This is a genomic window from Nocardioides sp. GCM10030259 (assembly GCF_042666375.1).
GTDB lineage: Bacteria > Actinomycetota > Actinomycetes > Propionibacteriales > Nocardioidaceae > Nocardioides.
Map to the genome: position 1 here is coordinate 679,179 of NZ_JBHTDF010000025.1, position 25,034 is coordinate 704,212.

Genomic DNA, 25,034 nt, shown 5'->3' on the forward strand with positions numbered 1-25,034 from the left:
TCACTTTCGTCGGTGAGGTTTTCGACTTTCGTCGGAACCCCCGTCAGGGGTGAAGACGAAAGTCCGTTCTCGCAGGTCATCGGCTGGTTTCTGGGATCGCTCCAGCGCCATTCCCCAGGTGACCCCCCTCCCATTCCCCAGGTGGCAGCGTTTCCGCAGGTCAGGAGGGGTCAGACACGCTAGCGGGCTACGCCGTGCAGGAACTGGATTGCGGACTCGACCCGGGTGCGGATGGCGAGGAGTTGGCGCACGGTGAACTTGCCTGCGGCTCCGTGGGTGCCGTCGTTGAAGGTCTTGAACAACTCGATGACGTTGTCGAGATCGCCTTCAACGAAGTCCTCGATCTCCTGCTGGTTCAGCCCCTTCTTCGCGAGCAGGTACCGGACCTTGGCTCGACGAGACGGCGTTCCCTGGGGCATGAGGTCGCAGTTCGGGTTGTCGGCCAGCACGGCCTTGTCGGGTGCCGACGACTGGATCATGAGGGTGAGGATCTCGCGTGCGCTTGTGCAGAAGTGGCGGGCGGCGTCGGGGTTGGCTGGATTGAGGGAGAACAAGGCTCCCTTCCATCGCATGACGAGGTCCTCGGAGAACGCGCTCAGTTCGGCGACGAGGCTTGGCTCCCTCATGGCGGGATCGTCAGCGACGTCCGGGCTCTGGTCGAGGAGCGCGTTCAGGACCTCGACGCTGTTCGCGGTCTCGGCCTCGCTCATCTCGGCGAAGTCGACGACGGACTGGGTGGCGTCCTCACGGTCGGCTACTTCGTCCACCCGGTCGAAGGCCGTGGCGAGTGACCGGACGGACGTGCCGTAGGTGACGTAGGTCGTGGTCGTTGTTTGTGACTGGAGTTTGTTGAGTTCGCGCTGCAACTTCTGGCGGTTCGAGCGGACTCGGGCGTTGTGGGCGCGCGCTTCGCGGTTGTAGTCGTTAACCGCCTTCTTGACGGAGCGGTTGTACTTGTCAACCTCGCGGTTGTATTTGGCGACGGCCTGGCGCTGCTGGCTCTGTGCTCGGCGCAGCGCAGCGCGGGCCTGCGCCGGGGTCATCCTCTTGACCATGAGCCGCTCCTCGTGTCGGGTGAGCCGGACAGCAACTGTGCTGCGCCAGACGGTAGACCCGATCAACGACAGAGGGTGGCTGTTGGTGACGGCTGATCCTCCGTACGTCGCCTATGTGCGACTCTTCGGCGGCTTTCCGTCGGCGGTCGCCCACAGCGGGACGCTCGCCGCGTCAGAGATGCGGTTCATCCGAGACTTGTACGGCTTGTTGTGAATGAGGTCCACGTACGGCGCGACGGCGAAGGCCAGCGCCATGGCAAGCGTGTACAGGATGGCTCGGGCTGGCGCTGGTGCCGGTTCGGACATGAGTGCCAGTCCGTCGCCGTCGATGTGGGTGTATCGGCCCGTCGTCTTCATCGACGGGTGGATGTAGCCCGAGAGGTACCGGTACTGCAGATAGAGGGCTCCGGCGGGGTCAAGGCGATCAAACATCCCCCGTATCTGTTGGAGGTCTTGGATCGCCTTCAGGCTGGCGTAGGACTCGTACTCCCCGCGCAGGTCTGCGGGCAGCATGATCCCGGCCCTCTCCGCGACGTCCTTGAACTTCAGAGCCTCGAACTTCTTCTGCTGCATGTACTTCTCGGCGTTCTCGGGCTCAGCGACCAGCCACTGGAGGAGGGTGCCGTGTTCGAGTGCGACACGGACGAGGACGGCTGCGCTTCCAGATTGGTCGGCGTCGATCAATTGGAGAGCCGACCGCGCGGTATCGCACGTGTACCAGGTAAGGCCATGCATCAACTCAAGGTGGCGGTGCTTGCGGGGTCGCACGTGCAGCGTCTCTAACTCATCGACGATGGCGATGAGGTCTTCGATTGCCTGCCTGGACGTCTCGGACGTCACCTCGGTCATCGGTCGCCGTCGCTTTCGAGTCATGTGGTTAGGTATCGGCGCGCCGTGGGGCTGACCGGCCAGTGCGTAAGCCCGCAGACAGACGCTGCGACGGCCCAGTTGAGCAGGCGACACATAGCCGCGTCCATGGAGATCCTGACGCCCTTGCGTCGCTGCGATCAGCAGGTCCGATGCTGTCGACCAGCCAGGGGCTGGGTCGGGTGACTGGTCGCTCAGGCTCTGTCATCGAGCCGACTGTGCGCCGTACACGCGTCCACAGCGTCATGAAGTCCTGCATCTAATAGGTGCCGGACCGGCGCCGTCGCGATTGGTGGCCCGGGCTCGGTGCCGTTCAAGACGGGCGGCAGGATCTTGCGTCGTGCCCGGCCACCCAGGTGTTCGGGCCGTCAAGACGAGAGGGTGTCGGTGGCAAGTATCGCGAGGCGGTCGAGCGGTCGATGGCGGGCGCGTTATCGAGACGAGGGTGGACGCGAGCATGCTCGGCACTTCGTCGAGGAGGCTGATGCTCAGCGGTGGCTTGAGGAGATGACCGCATCGCCTAGCGGTGGGCGACACGACCACCCGGGCGCAGGGCGAGTCACGTTTCGTGCTTACGCCGAGGAGTGGCGGTTGATGCGGCTCCACCGCCCGAGTAGCACCGCCCACGTGGAGACCATGTTGCGTCGTCACGTCTACCCGACGCTCGGCGGGCGGCGGCTCGACGAGATCGTGCACTCCGACATCCAGTCTTGGGTGCAGATGATGAGCGTCACCAACGGGCTGGCTGCGTCGACCGTGCGCGTGGTCCACGGGATCGTCTCGTCGATCTTTCTTGCGGCGATTCGAGACCGTCGGTTGGTGACGAATCCGTGTGAAGGTACCCGCCTACCCCTGCGAGAGCGTCGTCTGGTGGTCCCGCTGCGGACCGAGCAGGTCGCTCGGCTCCGGGATGAGGTTCCCGGTGAACTGCGTGCGCTCGTGACCTTCGCCGCCGGTACTGGGATGCGGCAGGGCGAGGTCTTCGGGCTGACCCGTGACCGGTTACGCCTCGACACGAGTGACCCGGTAGTAATTGTGGACCGTCAACTTCGCACCTTACCGGGTCCGACGACCGCGTTCGGCCCGCTCAAGACTGTGGCGAGCCGACGGATCGTCCCGCTCCCACAGGTCGTGGTCGAGGCGCTGGAACGGCATCTGTGCGCCCGTGAGGTTGCCGAGGAGGGGCTGGTGTTCACGCTGGGCGGTGAGCCGATTGTCCGGTCTGCGTTCGGGCATGTGTGGCGGCCTGCCGCGAGGGCTGCGGGGCTGAACGAGTTGACGGGGACTGGCATGCACGCGCTCCGGCACTACTACGCGTCGTTGTTAATCCGGTACGGGGAGTCGGCGAGGACGGTGCAGGCGCGCCTCGGGCATGCGTCACCGAGTGAGACGTTGGAGACCTACGCGCACCTGTGGCACGACTCGGACGACCGGACGAGGCTTGCTGTGGACGCCGAGTTGGGGGCGCGTTGAAGGCACAGCGATGTCGCACGGGCCGGGGTGTGCGGATGGGCTGGCGCGTAAGCCGGGTTCTGTACTCCCGAAGGAGCGGCGACCATCCATCTCCGACGGCGGTTGCCCGTCGTCTCTAGCGGTCTACCCGCGTACTCGGGCGGGCCGCCCTCGAACGCACACGCGTCCGGTGCCCGAGGGCTCCGAACTTCTTGACCTTGCTCCGGGTGGGGTTTACCTAGCCGGGCTGGTCACCCAGTCCGCTGGTGGTCTCTTACACCGCCGTTTCACCCTTACCCCTCTTCGCCGGAGCGAGGAGAGGCGGTTTCTTTTCTGTGGCACTGTCCCGCGAGTTACCCCGGGTGGCCGTTAGCCACCACCCTGCCCTGTGGAGCCCGGACTTTCCTCGACGCTTTCCCGTAGGAGCGCGACGCGGTCGCCCGGCCAGCCCATCCGCGTCAGCAAGCATAGGGCTTCACGCGCGCACGGCCATCCGGACGGGGTGACCCCTTGCGTTCGGACCGTGAGCGGCCGGATGCTGTCGACCAGCATCACCGTCGGGTGCACTGTGTGCAGGTGCACCCGACGGCTGGTGGTCCGAGCCGTTGTTGACAGGCGGCTCGGCCCATTGGCGACACGTCCGGAGCGTCGTTGCAGGCGAGCCGGACGCGCAGCGTGGTCCGAGCCGTTGTGTCAGGCGGCTTGGACCACGCTTTCGTTCAAGATGGCTCTGCTGGTGCACGGAGGCCCGCAAGTAGCGCGAGTTGGTCATCGCTAGGCCGGGTGTCCGGGTTGGCTTCGAGGTCGGTGGCCTCGCTGGCGGTGATTCCGGCTGCGATGTAGCGGGCTGCCCGTTCGGTGGGTATGACGGCGGCTGCGACCCACGATGCGGCGAGTTCAACTTTGGCTGGTCTCCACATGGGCCCGGGATGTGCAGCGTCAACTGCATCCATAATCGCGACGAGGTCGAGCAGGTCTCGGCCGCTGTTGGCGAGCCGAACTGCATCGTCTCCGGGTGGTCCGTGAAGGAACCAGATGACGGCGGCGTCCGGGTTGTCGCCGCCCTCGTAGTGGCGTAGTGGATTGTTCCAGTTCAGCACTGGGAGGTGACCTACTGCGACCGGTGGGAGCAGCCGGTGAAGGCGTTCCGCCGTCTCTTGGTCGTAGCCGATGCGGGTGAGAACCTCGATGGGCCACGCTACTTCGATTTCCTCAATCCAACTCACGAGGCGTTCACCGGCGGCTGCCAGCCGTGGCTCCGGACTGTCACGGGGTGGTCCAGGTCCGCCCACGATGCGGCGGAGAAGGGTCCATCCCAGTTGTCGGCGATGCCTGTACCGGATTGGTCGACCTTGAGCCATGGCTCGCGACCGTCGTGGACGCGTACCCACGCTTCGTCGGCGGTGTCGACCACAAGTGCACCGATGCCAGTGGGCTCGCGGGTGTCGGATGGCGGCGCGGGGGCTGCGGACGGCTCGGGCGGGGTCCACCCGCGCTCCTGGACAACAAGCGGGCGAGGCAGGTCGTCCCAGACGAACCAGTCCTCGCAGGTGGGGTCGGACCACTGCTGAGGTGAGGCCGCTGCTGGGTCGTGCCACGGCAACGACGGATGCGCCGCCCTCACCCAGACAGTGCCCGTCAGAGGATTCATGACGACTGCTCCGAGTCCATTCGGCTCCGGCACTGGGTCGCCGTAGAACAGTGCGAGGAGGCGAAGGGCGTAGGGCACGTAGTTGCGGCAGGAGCAATCTTCACCGTCGAACGGGACAGCGTCGATGGCTCCTTCTTCCGTGAGCCAGTGCCAGGCGCGCGCCACCATCTCTGCGTCGGGGATCGCTGGGGCTGTTCGTTCGTTCGGCTGGGGGCTGGTCATCGGGGTCGGTCCTCTCACTCAGGGTGTCGTCTGGTGAGCCGCTCGACCCCTTGCTTTCGGCTCGGTCCCGGGACGTTAGACGTCGGGTCCGACATCGGGGCGCGCCTGGTCTACACCGACCCTCGCTGCCGGTCGACATTCGGCGCGGACGGAGTCCAAGGGCCAAACAAGAAAGAATAAGAACGACTAAGAAGGGCCCTCGGTCCGCGTGCTCAGGCAGGGCTAGACGCCAGTGCACAGGAAGGCAGGCTCGCCGAGCACGGGCCACGCCTCCGCCTCGTCGCGCCCGGTCGTGCCGCCGGGGGTCGTGTCGAGGAGTTGGATGCCGAACCGGTACGGCTTCGCGAGCGAGGCAGTGACCGGAACGCTCATCCCCGGGGTAAGTGCCGGGGAGGTGTAGATGGGCTTGTCGTCGGCAGTGAACGAAACGCTGCCTGATGAACCGTCGGCGGAGATGTCGCCGAGGCCGAGAATGGCCTTGAACGAGGTGCAGTGGCGTCCGGGCGTGAACCGGGACTCCCAAGTGCCCGTGTGGGAGTACGAGGCGGCCCCCCATCCCGAGTAGGCGACACCGTTGATCGTGGCGGTCCCGAAGATCATCGCGAGGGACTCTGACGCGTAGTAGGGGTCGTACTCCTTGAGCGGTATCCACCGCCAGACGGTCACCGACGTGGGCTTGGAGACGACAGGCTTCTTGGTCTTCTTGTAGGTGACGACGAGCCGATACCGCTCGCTGTTCTCGTCGGTGGCGACCCGTTTGAAGGCGATCTGGCTCTTGCCGCCGACCCTGAGACTCTTCACGGGCTCCCAGCGCGGGGTCCCGTAGTAGAGCGGGACATACCACTTCTGGAGCACGGCCCGCGTCGCTGTCTTCGGAGACTTGACCGTCGCGGTCAGCGTGAACCGGTCCCCCTCGTCCACCTGAGACTTCGACGGCCTCAGCACCGGCCTCGCGACGGCGTGCGCCCTGAACGACGCAGCGGAGCGCACAGCGGTGTCCGCGTGACCAGTCGACACTTCGGCGGTGGCCGCTCCCCCAACACTCAACACCGCGACCATCACGAAGATCCCGGCGACGGCACCGGTACGGACTCGCTGGAACAACTCAACCTCGCTCGGATCGGTTCAACTGGGATCTGCCAAACCCGTTATCGGCGAGAGTGAGTCGTGACGTGAGGGCGGCGCGGTTCAGGTCGTGGGTCGGGAGTCAAGGTAGCGGGCGCGAAGGGTCGCCAGTGTCGTCCGTCCGGCCGCATCCTCGATGGCCCAGAAGTCCCAGCCGTTCACCGCGCCAGTTCCCTTCACGGCTGCCGCAGCAGCCGACGGCGTCGGGTACGCGGTGCCGTCGAACGTGATGGTCCCGTCAGCATTGGCGGAGCCGTTCGCAGGCCAGACCGAATTCGCAGAGACCAGTGACGTTCCGGCGGCCAGGAAGCCCGCGTCGATGATGTGCTTGACGCTGATCCCAACGAACCGGCTCGTTCGCGACGCCTTCGTCGTGGTGCTCACCGTCCCCGAGTCATCGGCGGTAACCGGGTCGTAGCCGATCAGCCGCAGAACCCGAGAGATCGGGACGATAGCGGCTTCAAGCGAGGCCCGCTCGAACGGCGGGAGTGTCTCGTCCGAGGGCCGGTTGCCGTTGTGGAGCCGGGCATCCTCGGCGGCATCGAGAAGGTCGTAGAGACGCCCTTCGAGCCAGGCGACCTGTGCCGAGTTGAACCCGAAGGTCGTGTCTCGTTGCACGAGCACCGCTCGTCGCCAGTGGTCCTTGTTCTTCAGATGGTCGCGGAGCCGCGTCCGAACTCCTGCTGGTGCCTTTCCGACGTAGCAGCCCCAGGACCCGTCAGTAGCGGGTGGGTCCAGCAGGACGTAGACGCCGGGCCGGTCCCATTCCTCGATGCTGATCCGCAGGGCGTAGTCACGCTCAACGATGGCGAACCGGAGTGCTGCGTGTTGGTCGAATAGCACTACAGGGTCCGCCGCCGACTCTGGGAGGAGTGTCGTGATCGGGAGCGCGTCGTCGTGGGTTCCAGACATGTCGTGATTATCGACTTAGTACGAGCGCTTCTGGATGGTGTGCCAGCGTCTCGGCTGCACCTTCATCATCCCGAAGGTCGTCGAGCGCGCTTGATTGCCAGAAGTAGGTCCACCACATCCCGCTGGTATCCCAGATGCGCTGCTCGCTAAGGCGGTCGAAACCTGCGGGAACCTTGACCGCGCTTCCTGTGCTGAATCGAACGTGCCGGTCGTGGGGAAAGCGGCGTCCTTGCGAAGGTGTTCCCAGCAGGACCTCGACTCGTGAGAGTCGCCCTACCTTGAGCGGGGCCCATCGGTCTCGAACTGCTTCAGCAACTTTTTGCGGGTCGAGGCCGCGCGAGTGGCGTGAGTTCGCGAGGAGCCGGACCGTTGCCCCGCCAGCCATGACACTGTCGAGATGCTCCAACATCCAGACAACGTGGTCCCCGCCCCTCGCCTCGTTAGCGAAGAGGTAGCCGTCGAGGATCGTGGCCGTCATGGCTCCCGTTGCCATGGGCTCCAAGACCGTTGACCAGAACTCTTCGCGGTCGCTTCCGTGGGCGGCGACTGGGTGGTCGTGCAGTTGCTGGATACGCGCGAGGGCGGGCGCGGTGGGCGCTGCCGCTGCGACGGCAACATCCGGGGTGCACCCCGGATCGCTGAGGACTCCGGTGTCTCCGGGAACACCGAGCGCTGTCGAGGCGGCCTCGGCTACGACGGCGATCTCGGCGTGGCGACCCCACCCGGCTCGGAGCAGATCGATGGCGTCCACCGTGGCTAGGGAGGTCTCGCTCGGTGGATCCGCGAAAACCACGCGCCCTGATTGTCGGAACTGCCCTAGTAACGCAGTCCACTTGGCGCGTGAGGTCGGAGGTATCCCTCCTGTCTCTTTGACAGCACGAACGAACTCCAATGCCTCCTCGGGGCTTGTGAAGACCAGCCGCCCGTGCGACCGCAGACTTTCAATGAGCGCCCCGTGGAGAGCAGTGGCGACGGGAGGCGGAATTGCGCCCATGTCGAGGGCGTTTGAGGCGACGGCGACGCGTGCGTACATCAGAACTCCCCGAAGAGTTCGTCGAGGCGCTCGTCGAAGAACCCGTGGGGCCATTCGTCCAGGAAGTCACCTTGGTCGTTAAGCCGGAGGGGCTTGACGGTGGTCTCGCCGTGCGTGTTCTGGTCGACGTAGACGACGGACACGTTGCGTGGGTCGAGGCTGCCCTCTCGGATGCGTCTCTGCACCCTCAGCATGAGGTGCTCGCTATGGGTTTCGACGATGAGTTGGTTGCCCTGCCCGCCCTCTTGGGTGGTGTCGATGAAAAGGTCTGCCAGCCGCGCCTGGAGGCGCGGGTGCAGGTGCGTTTCGGGCTGCTCGATTGCGACCACACTGTCACGACGGGAGAGAAGTTCCACGACGATGGGAAGCACTTGGCTGATGCCGAACCCGACATCGGCCGGGGTGACGTTGACGCCACTGCGACTGTCGAACAGGGAAATGGCGACGAGGTCGCCGACGAGGTGGGCGGAGTTGCCTGCGTTCACCGGAACCACGTCGAGCGTGTAAGGCACCTCAAGCCGTTTGAGCCACTCGTTGACCTGGGTGACCACGGTGGCGTGGTCGAACAGGTAGATGGCTACATGGCGACCATCGCCGGGGGTGGAACTGGTGTCGGCGCGGTCGTAGACGCGTTGCGGCGCTGAACGCAAAGGGCCGAGCCAGACGAGACTGTGAAGGAGTTGGGCCACCTCTACGGAGATTCCTCCAGCGAGTTTGGCAGTCCGGTTGACATACGAGTCGACAATGCCTTGTTCATGATTCGAAATGCCGGACCGGGATGGGCGAAGCAGTACATCGCTGGTGGGCATGATGCCGCTAGCGCGAACCTCGATGGCATCAACGCCGTCACGTTCAAGGATGCGCAACGCTCGCTTCGCGTTCTGCTCGCGTCCCCTGAGCCGTCGGGTTTGCTCTGCCTCATCGCCATCTTGGTGATGGCGAGCATCAAAGGGGTAGAGCAGGGTGCCACTCGCGACTCCCTTGAATACCTCCTCCAGTTCCGAGCGGTTGAGAGTAAACCCGGTAGCGCCGGGGTCCTTCCGAAAGGCCAGCCGATAATCGCCGAACTGGATGGATACCTGTGTCACCCCGCCCTGACCGGACGCGTCGGTTTCGAAGACCCATCCCACATGTCTTGCAAGCGTCGGATCTGGAGTGCCGGATTCCGGAATCCAGGTCGGAAGGGTGCCGTAGGTCAGAGCGATACTCACCGGTTTGTCGCCATGTCGGTGAACGAGACCTCGAAATCCGCCCGCGTTGAGCAGCGACCCTTGCGTGACGAGAGCGTCGGCGGCGAGGGATTGCTTCACGAGCAACAGTGACTGCACAAGTGTCGACTTCCCGGCGGAGTTCGCGCCATACACCAGCGTGAGTGGTGCAAGCGGCACTTCCGTCGGTGCCCCGAAAGCCTTGAGGTTGGCGAGCGCGACCTTCGTGAGGAGTGTGCGCTCCGGGGCTGGGTGGGAGATCTGCTCCTCGGGGGGCTCTTCCAAGTAAAGGCCGGGGTTCAGTCCTCGGTCGAGGTGCAGTTCGTTCAGATTGATGCTGCGGGCGACGTGCTTCGGGGCGGCGACGGTGCCGGTCTCGCGGTAGCCGGTAACGATGTCGACAAGTGTGGCGATGGCGTCAGGAGAGATCTGGACCTGTCCGTCGTCGGTGTCCTGAACCAGCGTTTGCGCGTCGATGAGCGCCAGTGACTGTGGGGTGTCGCGCGTTCTGGGTTCGCGGAGCAGCCACAACGCGGTAGGGATGCTGGTGTGCCGGAAGATTCCAGTTGGCAGCGAGACGATGGCCTCGACTGCGCCTCTGCGGAGCAGGTACTCGTAGTTCTCGTGGTTGCGGGGGACCAGGCTGCTACCCGAAAGAACGAGTGCTGCGCGCCCGCCCGGTCGAAGAGCGTCGAGCGCCAGCAGGACCCACGGCATGTCGCCCTTGGATGCTGCCGCCTTACCTGACAGTGTCCCGCCTGCTAGATCACGGATGGTGTCGCGCTGCGGGTCTGTGAACGTCAGGCCCCACGGAGGCTGAGCGAGCACGACATCTGCCAGCCCAGTTTGGGGTTCACTGAAGGCGTCGGCACACCACACTCCGAATCCGCTGCCGGTTTCGACGCCATGAATCATGAGGCGCATCGACGCGCGACGGGCAACTCGTTGGTTGATGTCGAACCCGGAGACGCTGACGTTCGGTTGGACTCGGGCAGCCGTCAACAATCCGGTGCCGTTGCCGCACACGGGATCGAGGACAGAGTCACCCGGACGGACGGTGAGCGCTGCCATCAGGTCCGCGAGGAATTGTGGCGTGTCCGACTCTCCTGACTGCTTCCCGAGCCGCGAGAGAGCCCCCAGTGTTTCGTCGAACGCGTCAGCGATCTCCTCCCGTTGCTTCGCGGTGTCGAGGGCCCACGGGATCGAGTCGTCGATGATGTGCAGGATCTCGCGCAGGGTCTGCCGGTAGGCGTCCGCGTCATCCAGCCGCGATTCGCTGGACGTCTCCCGGAAGATGTCCAACTGGGCGAACCGGTGTGCAAGTTCGTCGTCGTTGCTGGATGCGGCTAGTTCTCGCCAACGCTGCTCGCCGTCGGCCTGCGTGGTGAGCCACCGCACGAACAGTGCGTGCAGCGCGAGGTCAACGCCTCGCTCGACCCCCACCCCTCGGGTCGCGTTCATCAGCGCCCAACTGAGGCGATTCACGTCGCTGCTCACGCGGGCTGCTCCTCGGCTTTGATGTTCTCGTGGACGAGTTCGCCAAGGAGGTGGACGAGAGCCAACTTCACCTTGTCATCGGTGAAGAAGATGTCGGCCATCTTGTTGTGGCTTGTCTGGTTTCCGAGGACCGCTTCGACGACCGCGTCGTTGAGGTCGGGTGACTCCATGAACTGCTTCTTGGAGTTGTTGCTGGCCTGAGTCTGGATGGTGTCGTCATCCATGAGGACGGTCACGACGCCTTCGACCCAGGACTGTTGTTCGGCGGGGGTGAAGTCTTCTCCGGCAAATAGGTCGTTGACCTTGGAGAGGATCTCGGCAAGCCGGACCATGCGGGGGTCGTGGGACTGCCCGGAGCCGGTGGCGGTGATGGGCTTCAGCGCCTTGGCTTCGCCGGTGCCGAGGTCGAGGGCCTGGTCGCCGGTGCGGGATTGCTTGATGTGGGTGAGTTCGACGGTGGAGAAGTCGACTGGCTGTGTGCGGTTCTTGGCTGTGATCTGGCGGGCGAGGAACCGGAGGTAGAGGGAGCGCTTCTCCAGGTCGGTGTCTTGGTAGTTCACGATCTGGGAGAGGAAGTCGTAGAGGCGGACGAAGGACCCGAGGTCCTTGCGGAAGATGTCGAGTTCGTCGATCTTGGCCTTGTCGTCCGCCTCGTCGGCGGCGTCGTACTGGGCGTTGAAGCGGTCCTTCGCGGCCTTCAAAGGCGCTTGGATGGCGGAGTTGCCCTTGCCCCCGACGTACGCCTCGGCGAACGCGTTGACCTCGTCGGTGGTGTAGATACCGGCGTGGTCCAACTTGGTCTGCAGGTCGTGCACGAGGTCGGGGTCGGTCTCCCCTTCGATGGTGGCGGTCTCGTAATACTGCTTGAAGTCGGCGAGGATTTCGGCTGGGTCGTTCACGAAGTCCAGCACGTACGTGGTGTCCTTGCCGCCTGCCGGGAAGATCCGGTTGAGCCGCGAGAGGGTCTGGACGGTCGTGACTCCGGAGAGGCGCTTGTCGACGTACATGGCACACAGGAGCGGCTGGTCGAACCCGGTCTGGAACTTATTGGCCACGAGCATGACCTGGAACTGGTCGGTCGCGAACGCTGTCGGCAGGGACCTGCCCTTGAGTGCGGGGTTGAGGTTGCCCTCGGTGTACGGCGGCGCCGCGCCAGGGAATGTGACGCCGTCGACTTCGATGGATCCGGAGAACGCGACGAGGGTGGCGATGTCGTTGTAGCCGCGCTTCTTGATGTAGGCGTCGATGGCTTCCTTGTACCGGACGGCTGCCTCGCGCGAGGAGGTGACGACCATGGCCTTGGCGTGGCCGTCGAGGAGGTGCCGCACGTTCGTGCGGTAGTGCTCGACGATGATCTGGACCTTCTGGGCGATGTTCGTGGGGTGCAACGACACCCACTTCATCAGGCCCTTAGTCGCTTCGGCTTCGTCGACGACCTTGACGTCGGACAACTTGGTCGTACCGGCGGCAGCGGTTGCCTTGGCCTTCTCGGCAATCCGGAACGCGGTGTCGTACGTGGTGTAGTTCTTGAGGACGTCGAGGATGAAGCCCTCTTCGATGGCCTGTCGCATCGTGTACTCGTGGAAAGCACGGGGGATGCCGTTGGCGTCCTTGCGCCCAAACAGTTCCATCGTCTTCTGCTTCGGGGTCGCGGTGAACGCGAAGAACGACAGGTTCGTCGACTCGGACCGTTCTTCCATTTCGGCAGCGAGGAGCGCCTCGGTGTCGATCTCGCCGCCGTCCGCGAGTTCGGCCTTCTCCTCAGCGGTGAGGACCTTCCGCAACTGCTGGCTGGTTCGACCTGTCTGCGACGAATGCGCCTCGTCGGCGATGATGGCGAACTTCTTGCCCGCGAGGCCCTTGTTGGCGGCGATCTCTGCCATCGCGAACGGAAACGTCTGCATCGTGACGATGATGATCAACTTGCCGTTGACCAACTGCTGAGCGAGCAGCCCGGACTTCGAGGTCTGCCCGGACTTGCGAGCCTCGTCGATGTTGATCCTCGCGACCGTGCCGTCGGTGCCTTCGATCTGCTTGATGGCTGCCTGCAACTGGTCGTCGAGGACGGTGCGGTCGGTGACGACGATGACGGAGTCGAAGACCTTCTCGTTGTTCTCGTCGTGCAGCGTGGAGAGCCCGTGGGCGGTCCACGCGATGCTGTTCGTCTTGCCCGAACCGGCGGAGTGCTGCCCGAGGTAGCGGTGTCCCGGCCCCTCGCCCTTGACCGTGTTGAGGATGTTGGTGACCAACTCCCACTGGTGGAAGCGCGGGAACAACAGGGTGGTCTTCTTCGACTTTGCGCCGGTGATGGGGTCGACGTCGTCTTTGATCTCGACGTGGAGAAACTTCCCGATGATGTTCAACCACGCATCCCGGTCGAGCACCCGCTCCCACATGTACGACGTGGACGAGTTGCCCTCGACGACCGGGTTACCCGCTCCCCCGTCACGGCCCATGTTGAACGGCAGGAAGAACGTCTCCTGTCCCGCCAACTTCGTGGTCATATAGACCTCGTCGTTCGACATCGCGAAGTGCACCAACGCACGAGACCCGAACGCCAGCAGCGGCTCACCCTTCACCGGGCGGTCGTCACGGTACTGCTTCTTCGCGTCCTCGACCGTCTGCGTCGTGTCGGTCTTCAACTCCACCGTCGCGACTGGAAGGCCGTTCACGAAGAACACCAGGTCAATCGACTCAGCCGGGCGCTGCTTCGAGTAGTGCACCTGACGCATCACCCGGACGCGGACCTTGCCGTACCGCTCCAGCGTCGCTCTATTCAGGCTGGTGGCAGGCTTGAACTCGCACATCTGGAACTTGCCCGGCGTTCGCTTGAACCCCTTCCGGAGCACGTTCAGAGTGCCGCCGCCCGACTCCAGTGGAGCGTCGAGGGCCTTCACCAGCCGGTCGAGGAACTGTGTCTTCGACTTCTTCTCGTCCGCCACTGAGGCGCCGGGCTTGATGACCTTCGCCAACTCATCCGGCTGCGTGTCCTCCAGCCAACCGAAAACGTCCTCAGGAAACAGCGCCCGGTCCTTGTCGTAGCCGTCGCCGTTCTTCGAGTACAGCCACCCGTGCGTGGCCAGGTACTCGCAGAGTTCCCGCTCGAACTCGCTCTCGTGCTCCTGAGCCATCGTCAGGCCACCTCTCCCCGAACATCAATCTGACCAGTCACGGCAGCCTTGATCAGTGCTGACCGGCGCTCCTTTGCAACCGCGACAATCCCAGTCGCCTCCTCAATGAGGGCATCAATTCGTTCCACCTGCTCGTTCAGGTAGTCGGCGATCTCTCGCTGCTCATCGACTGGCGGACACGGCATGAGGAACTTCCGAACCTGCCACTCACTGACGTGCGGGATTGACACCCCTGTGAACAGCGGATTCAGGTAGTCGAAGAAGGCGTGCGTCTGAAAGAGGTAGCGGAGATAGGCCCTGTCGGCCGCGTCAGTCGGACGAATTCGCAGCACGCGTTGAAGGAGATATGCCGGAAGGTCGTGTTCGCCAACGAACGCGATCCGCACACCGCCACTAACGAAAGGCCGATCCATGCCCAGCAAGATGTCATCAGTGGCGAGCAAGAATTCAGCCGACGCGCCACTGAAGTCGGGGTCCCACCGCACTACGTCGGTCCAGTCCACCCGTCCAGGCTTGATGTTTATCCCTCGAAGCAGTCTCACATGACTCGCATCGGTGCTGAACCCATCGCTCGGGAAAGCCCACCCGGCGAGCGTGTTCGTTACATGTCCGAGTTGGAGAACCTTCCACGGCGTTGGCACTGGCGGGAGCCAGGCGATGTCGCGATCCGACCGGGGGGCATCTGACAAGCCTCGGAAGACCGCTCGCTCTATGACGGCTGCCCGCCTCTCGCGCAACACATCTACGAGTCCTTGCTGCTCGGCAATCAAGTTGTCAACCTTGGCCGTTTCTCTATCGAGGTAGGCAGCGATCTCTCGTTGCTCGCTGATCGGCGGTACCGGGCAGCGGACCGCCGCGAACTGTGCCCCTGACACCTCCATGAACGTCGTCCCCCGCCCCTGCGCGACGAACTCAGGGGTCGCGGCTACGAGCGCGTACGTCAGGTATCCGGGATCCATCCGGGCCGAGGGGACAAGCGCGCGGCATCCCTGATTGAAGGCAACGGTGGTCACCGTTCTTGCCACGTATCCAATCGGGGCTCGGACGGACATGAGAACCGTTCCAGATGGAACCAATGATGAGTTCGCCTGCGCGGCCCCCAAAGTGACGCTTCGGTCCGTAGTGACTACCTCGGCTCCCACAACAGGGCGGAGGTCCGGCGGTGTGATGAACGGGATCTCACCACCCCAATTCGCATCGTCGGCGGGCGGCGTTCCACCACCCACGACCTGTCCCAGCCTCCGAAGGGGGAGGTAGTTCCAGTCGGCGGGCAGCGACGGGCACCAGTTATCGCCGGTCGACTGCCGGGCCCGTGTCACGACTCGACCTCGCGGAGCAGTTTCAGCACGCGTCCGATTCGGGCTTCGAGATCGTGGTCAATGTCTTCGAGCGTGCGAGGTTCCTGGTACTTATGGAAAATGCGTGTAAACGGAATCTCGTAGCCAACCTTGGTCTTGGACATGTCGATCCATGCATCGGCGACGTGCGGCAGAACCTCGGCGTCGAAGTACCTCGCGACTGTCGGACCGCGCCCGCCAGCACCATCCGTGTTGCCGTCATATGTGAACGGCACGTTCTCGGTGTCGCGGAGCGCCGGGTTTGGTTCGGCTTTGCCGTGCTTGTCGTAGCAGATGTCGGCGTTGTCGTCGTGTTCGCCGAGGGCGAGCCATAGTGCCTTCCGCTGCGACGTCGTGAGGGCGATGTTGTGGTCGCGAAGGTGCGGGTTGAGGGCCTTGAGGAAGATCTCGCGGTTGGAGTAGGTAGCGGTGCCAAACGCTTCTAGGCACTCGCGGAGCCTGTCAAGGTTGAGGGTCTTGGCGGCAAGTGCGCGTTCGATGCGGTCAGGGGTGCAGGTGAAGTTGAGCCGCAGTGGTCGTTCGACGGTGATGGTCCAGTAACCGAACTGGTCGTTGGTGAGAGTCTTGGACCGGTCGTCGTCGCCCGGCATTTCGGCGTAGAGCCGGAGGATGGTTTCGCGATGCTCGTCGGTGAGTTCGCGGTTCTTGGAACCGAGGCTCTTGCGCATCTTGGTGTAGAGGTCGGTGCCGTCCATGAGTTGGACCTTGCCGACGCGCTCGGGCTGCTTGGTGTTGTCGAGTAGCCAGATGTAGGTAGCGATTCCGGTGTTGTAGAACATGTTGGTTGGCAGGGCGACGATGGCTTCGACGAGGTCGTTTTCGAGGAGCCAGCGCCGGATCTCGCTAGGCCCGGATTCCGCTCCACCCGAGAAGAGCGGAGAGCCGTTGAGGACGATTGCTGCCCGTCCGCCGCCATCGCCGACTGGGCGCATCTTGGTGGCTAGGTGCTGGAGGAACAGCATCTGTCCGTCGCTGATAGGCGGAAGCCCTCCTGGGAAGCGGGAGTATGCGCCGCCGTGGGTGTACTCGGCCTTGACGGCTTCTTCACTGGCCTTCCAGTCGACGCCGTACGGCGGGTTCGAGAGGCAGTAGTCGAAGGTCTGCCCCGCGAACAGGTCGTCAGCGAGGGTGTCGCCGCGCTTGATGTTGGCGGCGTTCTGACCCTTGGCGATCATGTCGCTCTTACAGATGGCGTAGGACTGGTCGTTGATCTCTTGCCCGTAGAGGTTGAGGCGGGCGTCGGGGTTGCGGGTCTTGAGGTGTTCGTCGGCGACGGAGAGCATGCCGCCGGTGCCTGCGGTGGGGTCGTAGACGGAGCGGACGACGCCCTTGTCGGTGAGGGCGTCGCTGTCTTCGGCGAAGACAAGGTCGACTGCGAGGCGGATGGCGTCGCGTGGGGTGAAGTGTTCACCGGCAGTCTCGTTGGAGGCTTCGGCGAACTTGCGGATGAGTTCTTCGAAGAGGTCGCCCATCTCTGCGTTGGAGACGACGTCGGGGTGGAGGTCGATGTCAGCGAACTGTGAGACGACGATGTAGAGACGGTTGTTCTCTTCGAGGGTGGCGATCTCGTTCTCGAACTTGAACCGCTCGAACACGTCGATGTTCGAGGAGAACTTCGAGATGTAGTCAATGAGGTTGTCCCGCAGCCCATCGGGGTCCTTCTTGAGCCGGGCGAGGTCGTAGTCCGATGTGTTGTGGAAGTTCAGCCCGAACTGCTTGCGGACCTTGACGTCGAGGATCTCGGGACGGGTTTCGGCGTCTGCGAGCGCTCGCACCTCGTCACGGGTGGGTTCGAGAACGCAGTCGAGGCGGCGGAGGATCGTCATCGGGAGGATGACGTTGCCGTATTGGCTGGGTCGGTACACGCCTCGCAACTGATCTGCGATGCTCCATACGAAGTTTCCGAGGTTGCTCATCTTCTCCCAATCCGTTTCGGCTTGCCGTCCATCTATCGGCACACATGCCGCGTACTGGACGTCGGCCGACTCAGGCGGACACGGTCATACGTGCCGTCAAGTCACATGGAACCCTAGGCAATCTCGCCCACCGTCGCGCGGGAACCGGCGGTACGCCCGCGCATCAACCGGGCACCCGCGAAAGTGAGGGTCAGGAGAGCGTGACGGTCACCGACAGTCCGACAAGTTGCGCGAGGTGGTTGAACGTCCTGAGGTCGACCGCGACTTCGCCGCGTAGGTACCGCGCGACCGTCTCGGCTTCCTTCTTGCCCAGTGCGGCGGCGAGCGTCTGGTCGGTCTTTTGGTTGACGCGCTTCCAGTCGCGGACCTTTAGGGAGAGTTCGTGTTGCTGCTGGGCGGCGGCCAGTTCCCACTCATCTCCGGGTGGTGCGGGGTTCCAGGCGGGGTGGAGTGCGTTGCCGAAGTGACCTGGTTTGCTGAGCCAGGTGTACGGAGCGGGCACGGCAGCACGCTAGGACGCATCTAGGGTCGGACCACACTGAAACCAGGACATACTGCTTTGCAAGTGGCCTGCACCTCTTCTAGTGTGGCAACTTCCCGAGTTGGTGCGGGATGGATCGATGTCCCGGCTCGTGAGAATCCATGACACGTCCCGAGGGACATCAGCCGGGGCCGCCGAGGTCGGCCACCGGTCCACCAACGTTCGAATGTTTGTTCGACACGTCCTGTCCTTGTGTGGTAGGACGTCGACATGCGTCAGCGAGTCGAGCACAGATGGGGGCCGGGTCTCCCCGGCAGTCGTTCTGTTCTCGGCCCTGTCGTGTCTGTGCCCTAACACGAGGCGCTTCTGGGTCGTCGGTGTCTTCCAGGAGTTCTGCCCGTGCCTTCACGCGACCCGTCGGGTCGTGGGGGCCGTCGGTTGCGTCTTGTCGACCTCCACGAGCCCGCTCCTCAACCTGCCGTCCCATGCTCTGACGACGAGCGCGCCGATGCGCCGCGCCCGTACTCGTCAGGTCCTGCGCCACGCCCTCTGCCTCAGCCTTCGGTCCCCGCTGGTGTCGATGGTCGCCGGGGCGACGTCTCTGACCTCGACTGGCCTTCGCGTTGGTGGGCCGAGCACGAGTGCCCTGACCGTCGCCGCTGCCCTCACGACCTTCCGTTGCCGGGTTGGTGGGTTCTGATGGCGAAGCGTGGTGTGCCGTTCCACCCGGACTCCGAGCAGGCGTTCCAGATGGCACTGAAGCGGATCCGGAAGTACAAGGGTTCGCAGCCGGTGTTCGATGAGGCGACCCGGTTGATGGTGCAGGGCATCGTGATCGATGCGCTGGTGATTGCGCCGCAGCCGGTCACCGAGGGTTGGGTGCACACGACCCTGATGACGGTCGGCAGGTTGGTGCGGTGGGCTCGGACGAACTCGGAGCCGTTGGAGCGTGAGCACCTGCTGGACCTCCACACCCGGAACCGGTTCCTGAACCTCGGTCTCGGGCACATGGAGGACACCTCGGTGAGGAACTACCGGACTCGGCTGGATCTCATCGCGACTGCGTTGTCGGGTGTGCCGGTCGGTCCGGCGACGACGCGGAAGTTGTCCAAGGGTGAGCCGGTTGACCCGCTCACCTCGTCCGAGGTGGCAACGCTGTGGGTGTGGGCGCTGGGGCTGCGTCCGATCACCCGCCGTCAGCGGGTCGTGGCGTCGATTGTTCTTGGCCTCGGGTGTGGCCTGCGGTCGAGCGAGCACGTCCGGGTGGGCACCGAGGACGTGACGGTGGATGCCGACGGTGTGCACGTGCTGGTGCACGGCGATCATGGCGACCGACTCGTGACCTGCGACCAGGCGTGGGAGGAACGGCTCCTGGACTTGCTCGTGGCGACACCTGCCGGGCACCTGCTGAACAGCCCGTGGCGGACCATGCCCGCGTCTGGTCCTGGCCTGTTGAATGCGATCCGGGAAGCGCAGGCGGCATACCCGCCGCCGGTGCGGTTCTCGCCCCGGTCGCTGCGGAACACGTGGTTGGTGTCGCGGCTCGAAGCGGCCGCCGTGCCAACCCTGATGGAGGCAGCAGGAGTCGAGACGCTGGAGGCGTTGCGCCCGTTCCTCGGGCTGGTAGCGAAGCCCTCGCCTGCGGCACGCGCTACTTCGCTGCGTGGCAACTTCGGGGGTGCACGATGAGCCGCCGCAAGAGCACCCGCCGCCCGCTGAGCAGGGCCAAGCGGCTTCCGAAGTTGCCGGACGGGCACGTCACAGTTCGGGAGATCCGACAGGTGCTGGGCACGGGCACTGTCGCCGACGTCGCTGCGCTCCTGCCACCGCAGCCCGACACCAACGAGATCGGCCTCGACGCACCCGAGGAGGTCATGACTCGGATTCCCGACCGAACGGTCGAGGTCGCCGACCGGTTCGTCGCCAAGTCCGGCATCTGCACCTTCGTCGACACCGCCTACGACGCCATGAAGGAGAAGTCTGGACGCGAGATCGTGCTCACGAGTCGTGCGATCTTCGTCGCGATGCGGCTCGCGACCCGGGACTCCCGTCCCCTGCTCCTAGTCGAGATTCGCGACATCCTCTACCGCCGCTTGTCGACCCCTATGCGGCGACTCCTTGACATTCCCGACGACCCCTTCCCGACCGACCCCGACGAGGCCCGCAAGTGGCGCGCTCGGACCGTCGCACAGGTCAAGCGCGCCTTCCACCGGATTCTCGCGCCCATCGACCCATCGGTCATGCCGAAGAACCGCATCATGACCGCCGAGCGCGCGAATCAGTTGAAGAAGGACCTCTCGCTGTCCGAGCAGCACGAACGCGCCGTGGCACTGGACTGGGTTACGGGTCAGGTCCTCGAAGCCGCCTACCAGCAACTGCCCGAGCGGGTCCGCGCCCGCCGAGAGCAGCGGGAGACGTACTACTGCATCGACGGCACTCCCCTGCAGTCGTTCGCGCGTGCACGTGGACTCAAGAGTGGCTACATCTCCACCGACCCCGACAGCGGGCGTTACTTCCGCCTCGGCGACCACGCTGAACCGGGAGATGCAAACGCCTCAGCAGGCAAGAGCACCACGGGGCAGAAGGCCGTTGTCTTGAAGTCCATGTGGGCCCGCGAGTTGAACCTCATCACCACCGCCGACGCGTCCCACCCCACCCGGCTGTACATGCCGACCATCGGCATCGCTGCCACCACGGACCGTCCCGGCGTCGACCCTGCCGGAGCAGCCCGCCGTCTCTTCGCCGACCTCGCAGGCCGCGATCACCAGCCCGGGAAACTCGCCGGAGACATCCTCTACACCAACCAGAACGAAGCGAAGTTCCAGTCTCCCGCTCGTGAGGCCGGATACGACCTTGTGCTCGGCTACGGCAAGGACCAGACCGGACTCCAAGGCACCCACGAGTCCGGAGCGATGATGGTCGACGGCGCGTACATGGCGCCCTGCCTCCCAGACGACCTCATCGGCATCATGACTGATCGGCGCAATGGCGAAATCACCCAGAAGGAAGCCGCCCAGAAGATCAAGGCCCGCGCCGAGTACCGGATGCGCACCAAGCAGAAGGCCGACCCCTCGACCGGCGTCCGCGAACGACTCTCGTGCCCAGCGGCTGGACCCAGCCCCACCGCCATCTGTGAACTCAAGTCCAAGTCCAAAGAACCTCGACCCACCAGACAGCCCGACGGTGCGGTCGTCGACGTGCGCCGCAAGATCAAGCACAAGAAGGTCCTCACCAACGGCGTCGCCCCGAAGGTATGCCAGCAGGAAGCGATCAGCCTCGCGCCAGCCGATGGCGCGAAGTTTCGTCAGTCGATGACCTACGGCTCCGACGAGCACACTGCCGTCTATCACCGGCTCCGCCAGTCTCAGGAAGGGTTCCACGGATCTGCGAAGGACGACGCACAGGTAGCGCTCGCCAACCCCGGCCGTCGTCGCGTTCGCGGCTGGGCCGCCCAGCAACTCTTCGCTGCCTTCCTCATCGCCGAGACCTCCACCCGACGCATCCTGACCTTCCTGCGCAACGCCAAGACCGACCACAACGGCGACCTCTACGTCGACCGACGCCCCATTCCAGGCGTCGAATACGACCCCACGGTCCTGACGACCGGCAGCCTTCCCGGTGCACCACCCATCGGCGAACCCGACGACGGAGAGGCGGCCTGACCGCCCGAGAGCCACCACACCAGCAACACCCCAAGCGCCCTGTACCAGGTGACCCCTGGAACAGGGCGCTTGAGGCATTTTCGGCCCGGTGCACAGTGCACCGGCACCGGGCGGCCGGGCTCCGACTCCTCGATCTGACCCAGAAATGCCGAAAACCGCCTCCGGGTCCCGAGTTCTCGGGCCGGAAGCGGTTCTCGTTGACTTTCGTCTTCCAGGATCTCGACTTTCGTCTTGACCCCCTGGCGGTGGCGGAGGGATTTGAACCCTCGGTGGGCTTGCACCCACAAACGCTTTCGAGGCGTTCTCCTTAGGCCGCTCGGACACGCCACCGCCGGAGAGAGTACCGGAGGCGGTCGGAGCGGACGAAATCGCCCGGGTCCGGATGAGCCACCACGTGTAACGGGGTGTTGTGGCTTCTTCCGGCCCGTTGTGACGGGTCAGCAGCTGCCACAACACCCCGTTACAGCTGTGGCGGCGCCCAGCCCGGATCGCGTCCCGTGGCGCCGAGCAGCCGGTCGAGCGCGGGCGCGTCGGCCGGGACGGGGACGGGCGGGCCGAAGGGCCCGTCGCCGGCGTCCGGGGGCGTCTCGAAGCTCTGCGCGAAGGCAAGGCACGCCTGCACGGCGGCCTCGTCCTGCTCGTAGCCCTGGCCGGTGGCGCGGGCGATGTCCCAGCCGTGCACGACGACCTCGTCGAGCGCGACGAGCACGGCCACCTCGGCGGGCAGCTCGATCGGCCCGGCCATCGTCATGCCGTCGTACGCCGCAGGGTCGGCCCACGCGATCGCGAGCCGGTCGAGCGCCTCCGGGATCTCGGCGCGCCAGCCGACGCCGAGGCGGGAGCCGTCGAACGTCGCCCGGCCGCCGCCGGGCGGCTTCTCCTTCGTGGCCGCGAGCGTGAACGCGAGGGACAGGCCGTCGAGGTGATGGAGCAGGTCGGCGACGTTGAGGCCGGTGCACGGCGTGGGAGCGGTGAGCTGGGCGTCGTCGATGTCCGTGACGACCTTGATCACCGTGCGGACGACAGGCGTGAAGTCGATCGGGTCCATGCACCTCTGACCCGCCGCGTACCCCGGATTCATCGCGGCGTTGTCATGACAACGGCGCAGGTGTTGACACGACAACCAGCAGCCAAGAGGCTGGCGGGCATGCCGGAAGCACTGCTGAGCGACGACGACGGCGCCCTCTGGGAGGCCTGGCGGGTCGCCGCCGACGCGTTGGCGCAGGTCGGCGCCGACGTCGCCCGCGAGACGGGGCTCTCGGAGCCCGACCTCCTGGTGTTGACACGTCTACACGATCTCGGCCGCGGCCGGCTCCGGCAGAGCCACCTGGCCGCGTCCGTCGGCTGGCACCGCAGCCGGCTCTCCCACCACCTGCACCGCATGCAGGAGCGCGGCCTCGTCGAGCGCGCCGAGGTGTCCGGCGGCGTCGACGTGTCACTGACCACGATGGGCCGCGCAGCGCTCGCGCGGGCCCGGCCGGTGCACGCCGACGCCGTACGCCGTCACCTCGTGGCGGCGCTCCCCGCCCGCGACCGGCAGCGGCTGCGCGCGATCCTGGAGCGGCTCACAGCGCGGGGATCGTGAGCATCGACGGGTACTGCTCGGAGTTGTGGATCGTCAGGCCGGCCAGGTGCGCCGGCAGGTCGGGGACGGTCGGCAGCAGGTGCGGCACGTCGAAGGCCTGCACGGCGATGCGGAGCCGGTGACCCTTCGCCAGGCGCGCAGCGGTCGGGAAGACCTCGACGTCGACCGGCGCGATCTCGCCGCTCGCGAGCGGCTTCTTCGCCTCCCGCGTGAACGGGTGGAAGGGCTGGATCACCTGGCCGTCGAGGTAGCGGGTGCGCCCCTCGTCGAGCGCGCGGTGCGACACGACCTGCCAGCCACCGGTCAGCCGGGTGACGGTGCCGTCGGGAGCGACGTCGGACACCGAGACCGACAGCATCCCGTCGCCGCTGGCGCTGGAGGTGTAGAGCCGCGCGTTGATCGGGCCGCGCAGCCGGAGCGGCTTCGTCAGCGGGTCGGACTGGAACACGACACCGGTCTTGTCGTTGGGCGCGTTGTCGCTCCAGCACGGCAGGTCGGCCAGCACGGTCTGCGGCAGCCCGGCCGTCCACTGGTTCGTCGACCGCGAGCAGAGGCCCGAGACCGGGACCGGCGGCACGTAGGCGCGGCCGGCCACGACCGCGCTCTGCGTGATCTTGCCGATGCCGCCACCGGCCGCGGCCGAGCCAGTGAGCCGGAACGTCTCGGCGTGCTGCCGCCCCATCCACTGCCGGCCGGTCGTCCACCGACCGCTGCCCTGCTCGTAGTAGGTCAGCGGCGGGATGTCCCGGTCGAGCGTGGGGTCCTCGACGCCGCGCACGTAGCGGTCGAACCACCGCAGCTGCAGCTCCTCGAGCGTGCCGTAGCCGGCCTGGTCGATGTCGGCCGCCGACGACCCCTCGAGGTGGTCCCAGGGGCCGATGACCAGCTTCGTCGGCACGCCGCGGCGCCGGAGGTTCTCGAAGAGCAGAGGCGTGCCGCGCTGGAAGATGTCGAACTCGCCGCCGACCAGGAAGGTCGGCACCTGCACGCGGTCGATGACCCGCGCCGGCGACCGGTCGTCGTAGAACTCGCCGTCGAAGGCCGCGTCACCGCCGAGGATCGCCTCGAGCATCAGCGGCAGCGTGAACGTGCCGGCGGCCGTCAGGTGGTCGACCAGCGCGCCGAAGCCCGACTGCGGCTCGGTCGCGGTGACCGCCGGCGGGATGATGCCCGTCGTCGTGACCAGCCCGAGCCACAGCGGGATGAAGCCCACGTCGACGGCGCCGCCCGACGCGACCACGTCGCGGTAGACGTCGTACCCCGGCACCTGCGGGAAGATCGCCTTGAGCCCCGCCGGACGCGAGCCGGCGGCGAAGATCTGGCTGATGCCGAGGTACGACGGGCCGCTCATGCCGACCCGGCCGTTGCTCCACGGGCGCTGGCGCGAGTGGGCCCACTCGACGATCTCACCGGCGTCGGCGTTCTCGCGCCGGCTGAAGGCCGCCCACTGACCCTCGGAGCTGCCGGTGCCGCGCGCGTCGACGGTCAGCTGGGCGTAGCCGCGCTGCACCAGGTAGTGGCCGCTGCCGCCCATCAGCCCGCCGGCGAAGCCGTTGGCCATCTTGTTGTACGCCGTGATCGTGACGATCACCGGGAACCGCTTCTCGACCACGTCGCCGTCGGCGTCCGCCGGGAGCGTGAGGTCGCCGCGCAGCACGGTGCCGTCGGACATCGGGACCGCCACGTCGCGCCGGGTGACGACGCCGGGGTAGGTCTCCGGGCGCGGCTCCCACGCGGCCCTGCGCTCGGCCGGCGCGGCCCCGTGGCTCGGCGCCGACGTCAGCGCGGGCAGCGGGCTCAGCAGGGCGCCGACGGCGAGGGCGGCGGCGAGTCGGACGAGGAACGGGCGACGGCTCATGCCGTCCCAACGAGATCCTGT

18 protein-coding genes, 1 tRNA gene and 1 other RNA gene are annotated in these 25,034 nt (G+C 65.5%); 4 read left to right on the plus strand and 16 right to left on the minus strand.

From position 1 onward, the window contains the following. Positions 1-179: 179 nt before the first annotated feature. Both ACFQQI_RS22720 and ACFQQI_RS22725 read right to left on the minus strand, forming a co-directional pair. A complete protein-coding gene (locus ACFQQI_RS22720) occupies positions 180-1,055 on the minus strand; it encodes a hypothetical protein (RefSeq protein WP_378568866.1) in 876 nt (291 codons plus the stop codon). Positions 1,056-1,166: 111 nt separating this feature from the next. After that, positions 1,167-1,904, minus strand: a complete 738-nt coding sequence (locus ACFQQI_RS22725; RefSeq protein ID WP_378568868.1) for a DUF5677 domain-containing protein — start codon at positions 1,902-1,904, stop codon at positions 1,167-1,169. Between the two features lie 525 nt (positions 1,905-2,429). Here ACFQQI_RS22725 and ACFQQI_RS22730 point away from each other — a divergent pair. Further along, positions 2,430-3,395 (plus strand): tyrosine-type recombinase/integrase, encoded by a 966-nt coding sequence (locus ACFQQI_RS22730; RefSeq protein ID WP_378569054.1) that lies wholly within the window; start codon positions 2,430-2,432, stop codon positions 3,393-3,395. A gap of 32 nt (positions 3,396-3,427) precedes the next feature. Here ACFQQI_RS22730 and rnpB read toward each other — a convergent pair. The 11 genes from rnpB to ACFQQI_RS22785 all read right to left on the minus strand — a co-directional run bounded on the left by rnpB (position 3,428) and on the right by ACFQQI_RS22785 (position 17,929). Next, an RNA gene (gene rnpB / locus ACFQQI_RS22735) (RNase P RNA component class A) lies at positions 3,428-3,826 on the minus strand. Positions 3,827-4,093: 267 nt separating this feature from the next. Then, positions 4,094-4,600 carry a hypothetical protein gene (locus ACFQQI_RS22740; RefSeq protein ID WP_378568870.1) on the minus strand — a complete coding sequence of 169 codons (507 nt, stop codon included), beginning with the start codon at positions 4,598-4,600 and terminating at the stop codon, positions 4,094-4,096. Further along, entirely contained in the window at positions 4,597-5,247 is a 651-nt protein-coding gene (locus tag ACFQQI_RS22745) for a hypothetical protein (RefSeq protein ID WP_378568872.1), read from the minus strand. The genes ACFQQI_RS22740 and ACFQQI_RS22745 overlap by 4 nt, the downstream gene beginning before the upstream one ends. Positions 5,248-5,469: 222 nt before the next feature. Then, entirely contained in the window at positions 5,470-6,351 is an 882-nt protein-coding gene (locus ACFQQI_RS22750; protein WP_378568874.1) for a hypothetical protein, read from the minus strand. A gap of 84 nt (positions 6,352-6,435) precedes the next feature. After that, positions 6,436-7,284 (minus strand): hypothetical protein, encoded by an 849-nt coding sequence (locus tag ACFQQI_RS22755; RefSeq protein ID WP_378568876.1) that lies wholly within the window; start codon positions 7,282-7,284, stop codon positions 6,436-6,438. 7 nt (positions 7,285-7,291) lie between these two features. After that, on the minus strand, positions 7,292-8,317 hold the full coding sequence (locus tag ACFQQI_RS22760) for a hypothetical protein (protein ID WP_378568878.1): 1,026 nt from the start codon (positions 8,315-8,317) through the stop codon (positions 7,292-7,294). Next, on the minus strand, positions 8,317-11,022 hold the full coding sequence (locus ACFQQI_RS22765; RefSeq protein ID WP_378568880.1) for a DUF3696 domain-containing protein: 2,706 nt from the start codon (positions 11,020-11,022) through the stop codon (positions 8,317-8,319). The genes ACFQQI_RS22760 and ACFQQI_RS22765 overlap by 1 nt, the downstream gene beginning before the upstream one ends. Then, positions 11,019-14,153, minus strand: a complete 3,135-nt coding sequence (locus ACFQQI_RS22770; RefSeq protein ID WP_378568882.1) for a type I restriction endonuclease subunit R — start codon at positions 14,151-14,153, stop codon at positions 11,019-11,021. Before ACFQQI_RS22770 ends, ACFQQI_RS22765 begins: the two co-directional genes overlap by 4 nt. Positions 14,154-14,155: 2 nt before the next feature. Further along, positions 14,156-15,472 carry a restriction endonuclease subunit S gene (locus tag ACFQQI_RS22775; RefSeq protein WP_378568884.1) on the minus strand — a complete coding sequence of 439 codons (1,317 nt, stop codon included), beginning with the start codon at positions 15,470-15,472 and terminating at the stop codon, positions 14,156-14,158. Next, the gene (locus ACFQQI_RS22780; RefSeq protein WP_378568886.1) at positions 15,469-17,427 is read right to left on the minus strand and encodes an N-6 DNA methylase; all 1,959 of its coding nucleotides are present in this window, start codon (positions 17,425-17,427) and stop codon (positions 15,469-15,471) included. The genes ACFQQI_RS22775 and ACFQQI_RS22780 overlap by 4 nt, the downstream gene beginning before the upstream one ends. A 190-nt stretch (positions 17,428-17,617) precedes the next feature. Beyond that, complete coding sequence (locus tag ACFQQI_RS22785; protein ID WP_378568888.1) at positions 17,618-17,929, minus strand: hypothetical protein; 312 nt, start codon at positions 17,927-17,929, stop codon at positions 17,618-17,620. A gap of 678 nt (positions 17,930-18,607) precedes the next feature. Between ACFQQI_RS22785 and ACFQQI_RS22790 the strand changes: the two genes are divergently transcribed. Both ACFQQI_RS22790 and ACFQQI_RS22795 read left to right on the plus strand, forming a co-directional pair. Beyond that, the gene (locus tag ACFQQI_RS22790; RefSeq protein WP_378568890.1) at positions 18,608-19,597 is read left to right on the plus strand and encodes a hypothetical protein; all 990 of its coding nucleotides are present in this window, start codon (positions 18,608-18,610) and stop codon (positions 19,595-19,597) included. Beyond that, positions 19,594-21,570 carry a hypothetical protein gene (locus ACFQQI_RS22795; protein ID WP_378568892.1) on the plus strand — a complete coding sequence of 659 codons (1,977 nt, stop codon included), beginning with the start codon at positions 19,594-19,596 and terminating at the stop codon, positions 21,568-21,570. The genes ACFQQI_RS22790 and ACFQQI_RS22795 overlap by 4 nt, the downstream gene beginning before the upstream one ends. Before the next feature lie 240 nt (positions 21,571-21,810). On the opposite strand, the gene ACFQQI_RS22800 is transcribed toward ACFQQI_RS22795, so the two are convergent. Continuing rightward, positions 21,811-21,900, minus strand: a tRNA-Ser gene (locus ACFQQI_RS22800). Positions 21,901-22,030: 130 nt separating this feature from the next. Then, positions 22,031-22,618, minus strand: coding sequence for a TIGR03086 family metal-binding protein (locus tag ACFQQI_RS22805; RefSeq protein WP_378568894.1), 588 nt, complete (start codon positions 22,616-22,618; stop codon positions 22,031-22,033). Positions 22,619-22,717: 99 nt separating this feature from the next. On the opposite strand from ACFQQI_RS22805, the gene ACFQQI_RS22810 reads away from it, so the two are divergent. Further along, positions 22,718-23,155, plus strand: coding sequence for a MarR family winged helix-turn-helix transcriptional regulator (locus tag ACFQQI_RS22810; protein WP_378568896.1), 438 nt, complete (start codon positions 22,718-22,720; stop codon positions 23,153-23,155). Here ACFQQI_RS22810 and ACFQQI_RS22815 read toward each other — a convergent pair. Continuing rightward, positions 23,136-25,013, minus strand: coding sequence for a CocE/NonD family hydrolase (locus ACFQQI_RS22815; RefSeq protein WP_378568898.1), 1,878 nt, complete (start codon positions 25,011-25,013; stop codon positions 23,136-23,138). The two genes, ACFQQI_RS22810 and ACFQQI_RS22815, sit on opposite strands and share 20 nt — an antisense overlap. Positions 25,014-25,034: the final 21 nt, after the last annotated feature.

Excerpts from the sequence above, each read along its gene's own strand:
- ACFQQI_RS22795 (WP_378568892.1), top strand. The coding sequence starts at position 19,594 with ATGAGCCGCCGCAAGAGCACCCGCCGCCCGCTGAGCAGGGCCAAGCGG.
- ACFQQI_RS22815 (WP_378568898.1), bottom strand. The coding sequence starts at position 25,013 with ATGAGCCGTCGCCCGTTCCTCGTCCGACTCGCCGCCGCCCTCGCCGTC.
- ACFQQI_RS22730 (WP_378569054.1), top strand. The coding sequence starts at position 2,430 with ATGACCGCATCGCCTAGCGGTGGGCGACACGACCACCCGGGCGCAGGG.
- ACFQQI_RS22790 (WP_378568890.1), top strand. The coding sequence starts at position 18,608 with ATGGCGAAGCGTGGTGTGCCGTTCCACCCGGACTCCGAGCAGGCGTTC.
- ACFQQI_RS22755 (WP_378568876.1), bottom strand. The coding sequence starts at position 7,284 with ATGTCTGGAACCCACGACGACGCGCTCCCGATCACGACACTCCTCCCA.
- ACFQQI_RS22725 (WP_378568868.1), bottom strand. The coding sequence starts at position 1,904 with ATGACCGAGGTGACGTCCGAGACGTCCAGGCAGGCAATCGAAGACCTC.
- ACFQQI_RS22745 (WP_378568872.1), bottom strand. The coding sequence starts at position 5,247 with ATGACCAGCCCCCAGCCGAACGAACGAACAGCCCCAGCGATCCCCGAC.
- ACFQQI_RS22805 (WP_378568894.1), bottom strand. The coding sequence starts at position 22,618 with ATGGACCCGATCGACTTCACGCCTGTCGTCCGCACGGTGATCAAGGTC.
- ACFQQI_RS22810 (WP_378568896.1), top strand. The coding sequence starts at position 22,718 with ATGCCGGAAGCACTGCTGAGCGACGACGACGGCGCCCTCTGGGAGGCC.
- ACFQQI_RS22780 (WP_378568886.1), bottom strand. The coding sequence starts at position 17,427 with ATGAGCAACCTCGGAAACTTCGTATGGAGCATCGCAGATCAGTTGCGA.
- ACFQQI_RS22760 (WP_378568878.1), bottom strand. The coding sequence starts at position 8,317 with ATGTACGCACGCGTCGCCGTCGCCTCAAACGCCCTCGACATGGGCGCA.
- ACFQQI_RS22770 (WP_378568882.1), bottom strand. The coding sequence starts at position 14,153 with ATGGCTCAGGAGCACGAGAGCGAGTTCGAGCGGGAACTCTGCGAGTAC.
- ACFQQI_RS22720 (WP_378568866.1), bottom strand. The coding sequence starts at position 1,055 with ATGGTCAAGAGGATGACCCCGGCGCAGGCCCGCGCTGCGCTGCGCCGA.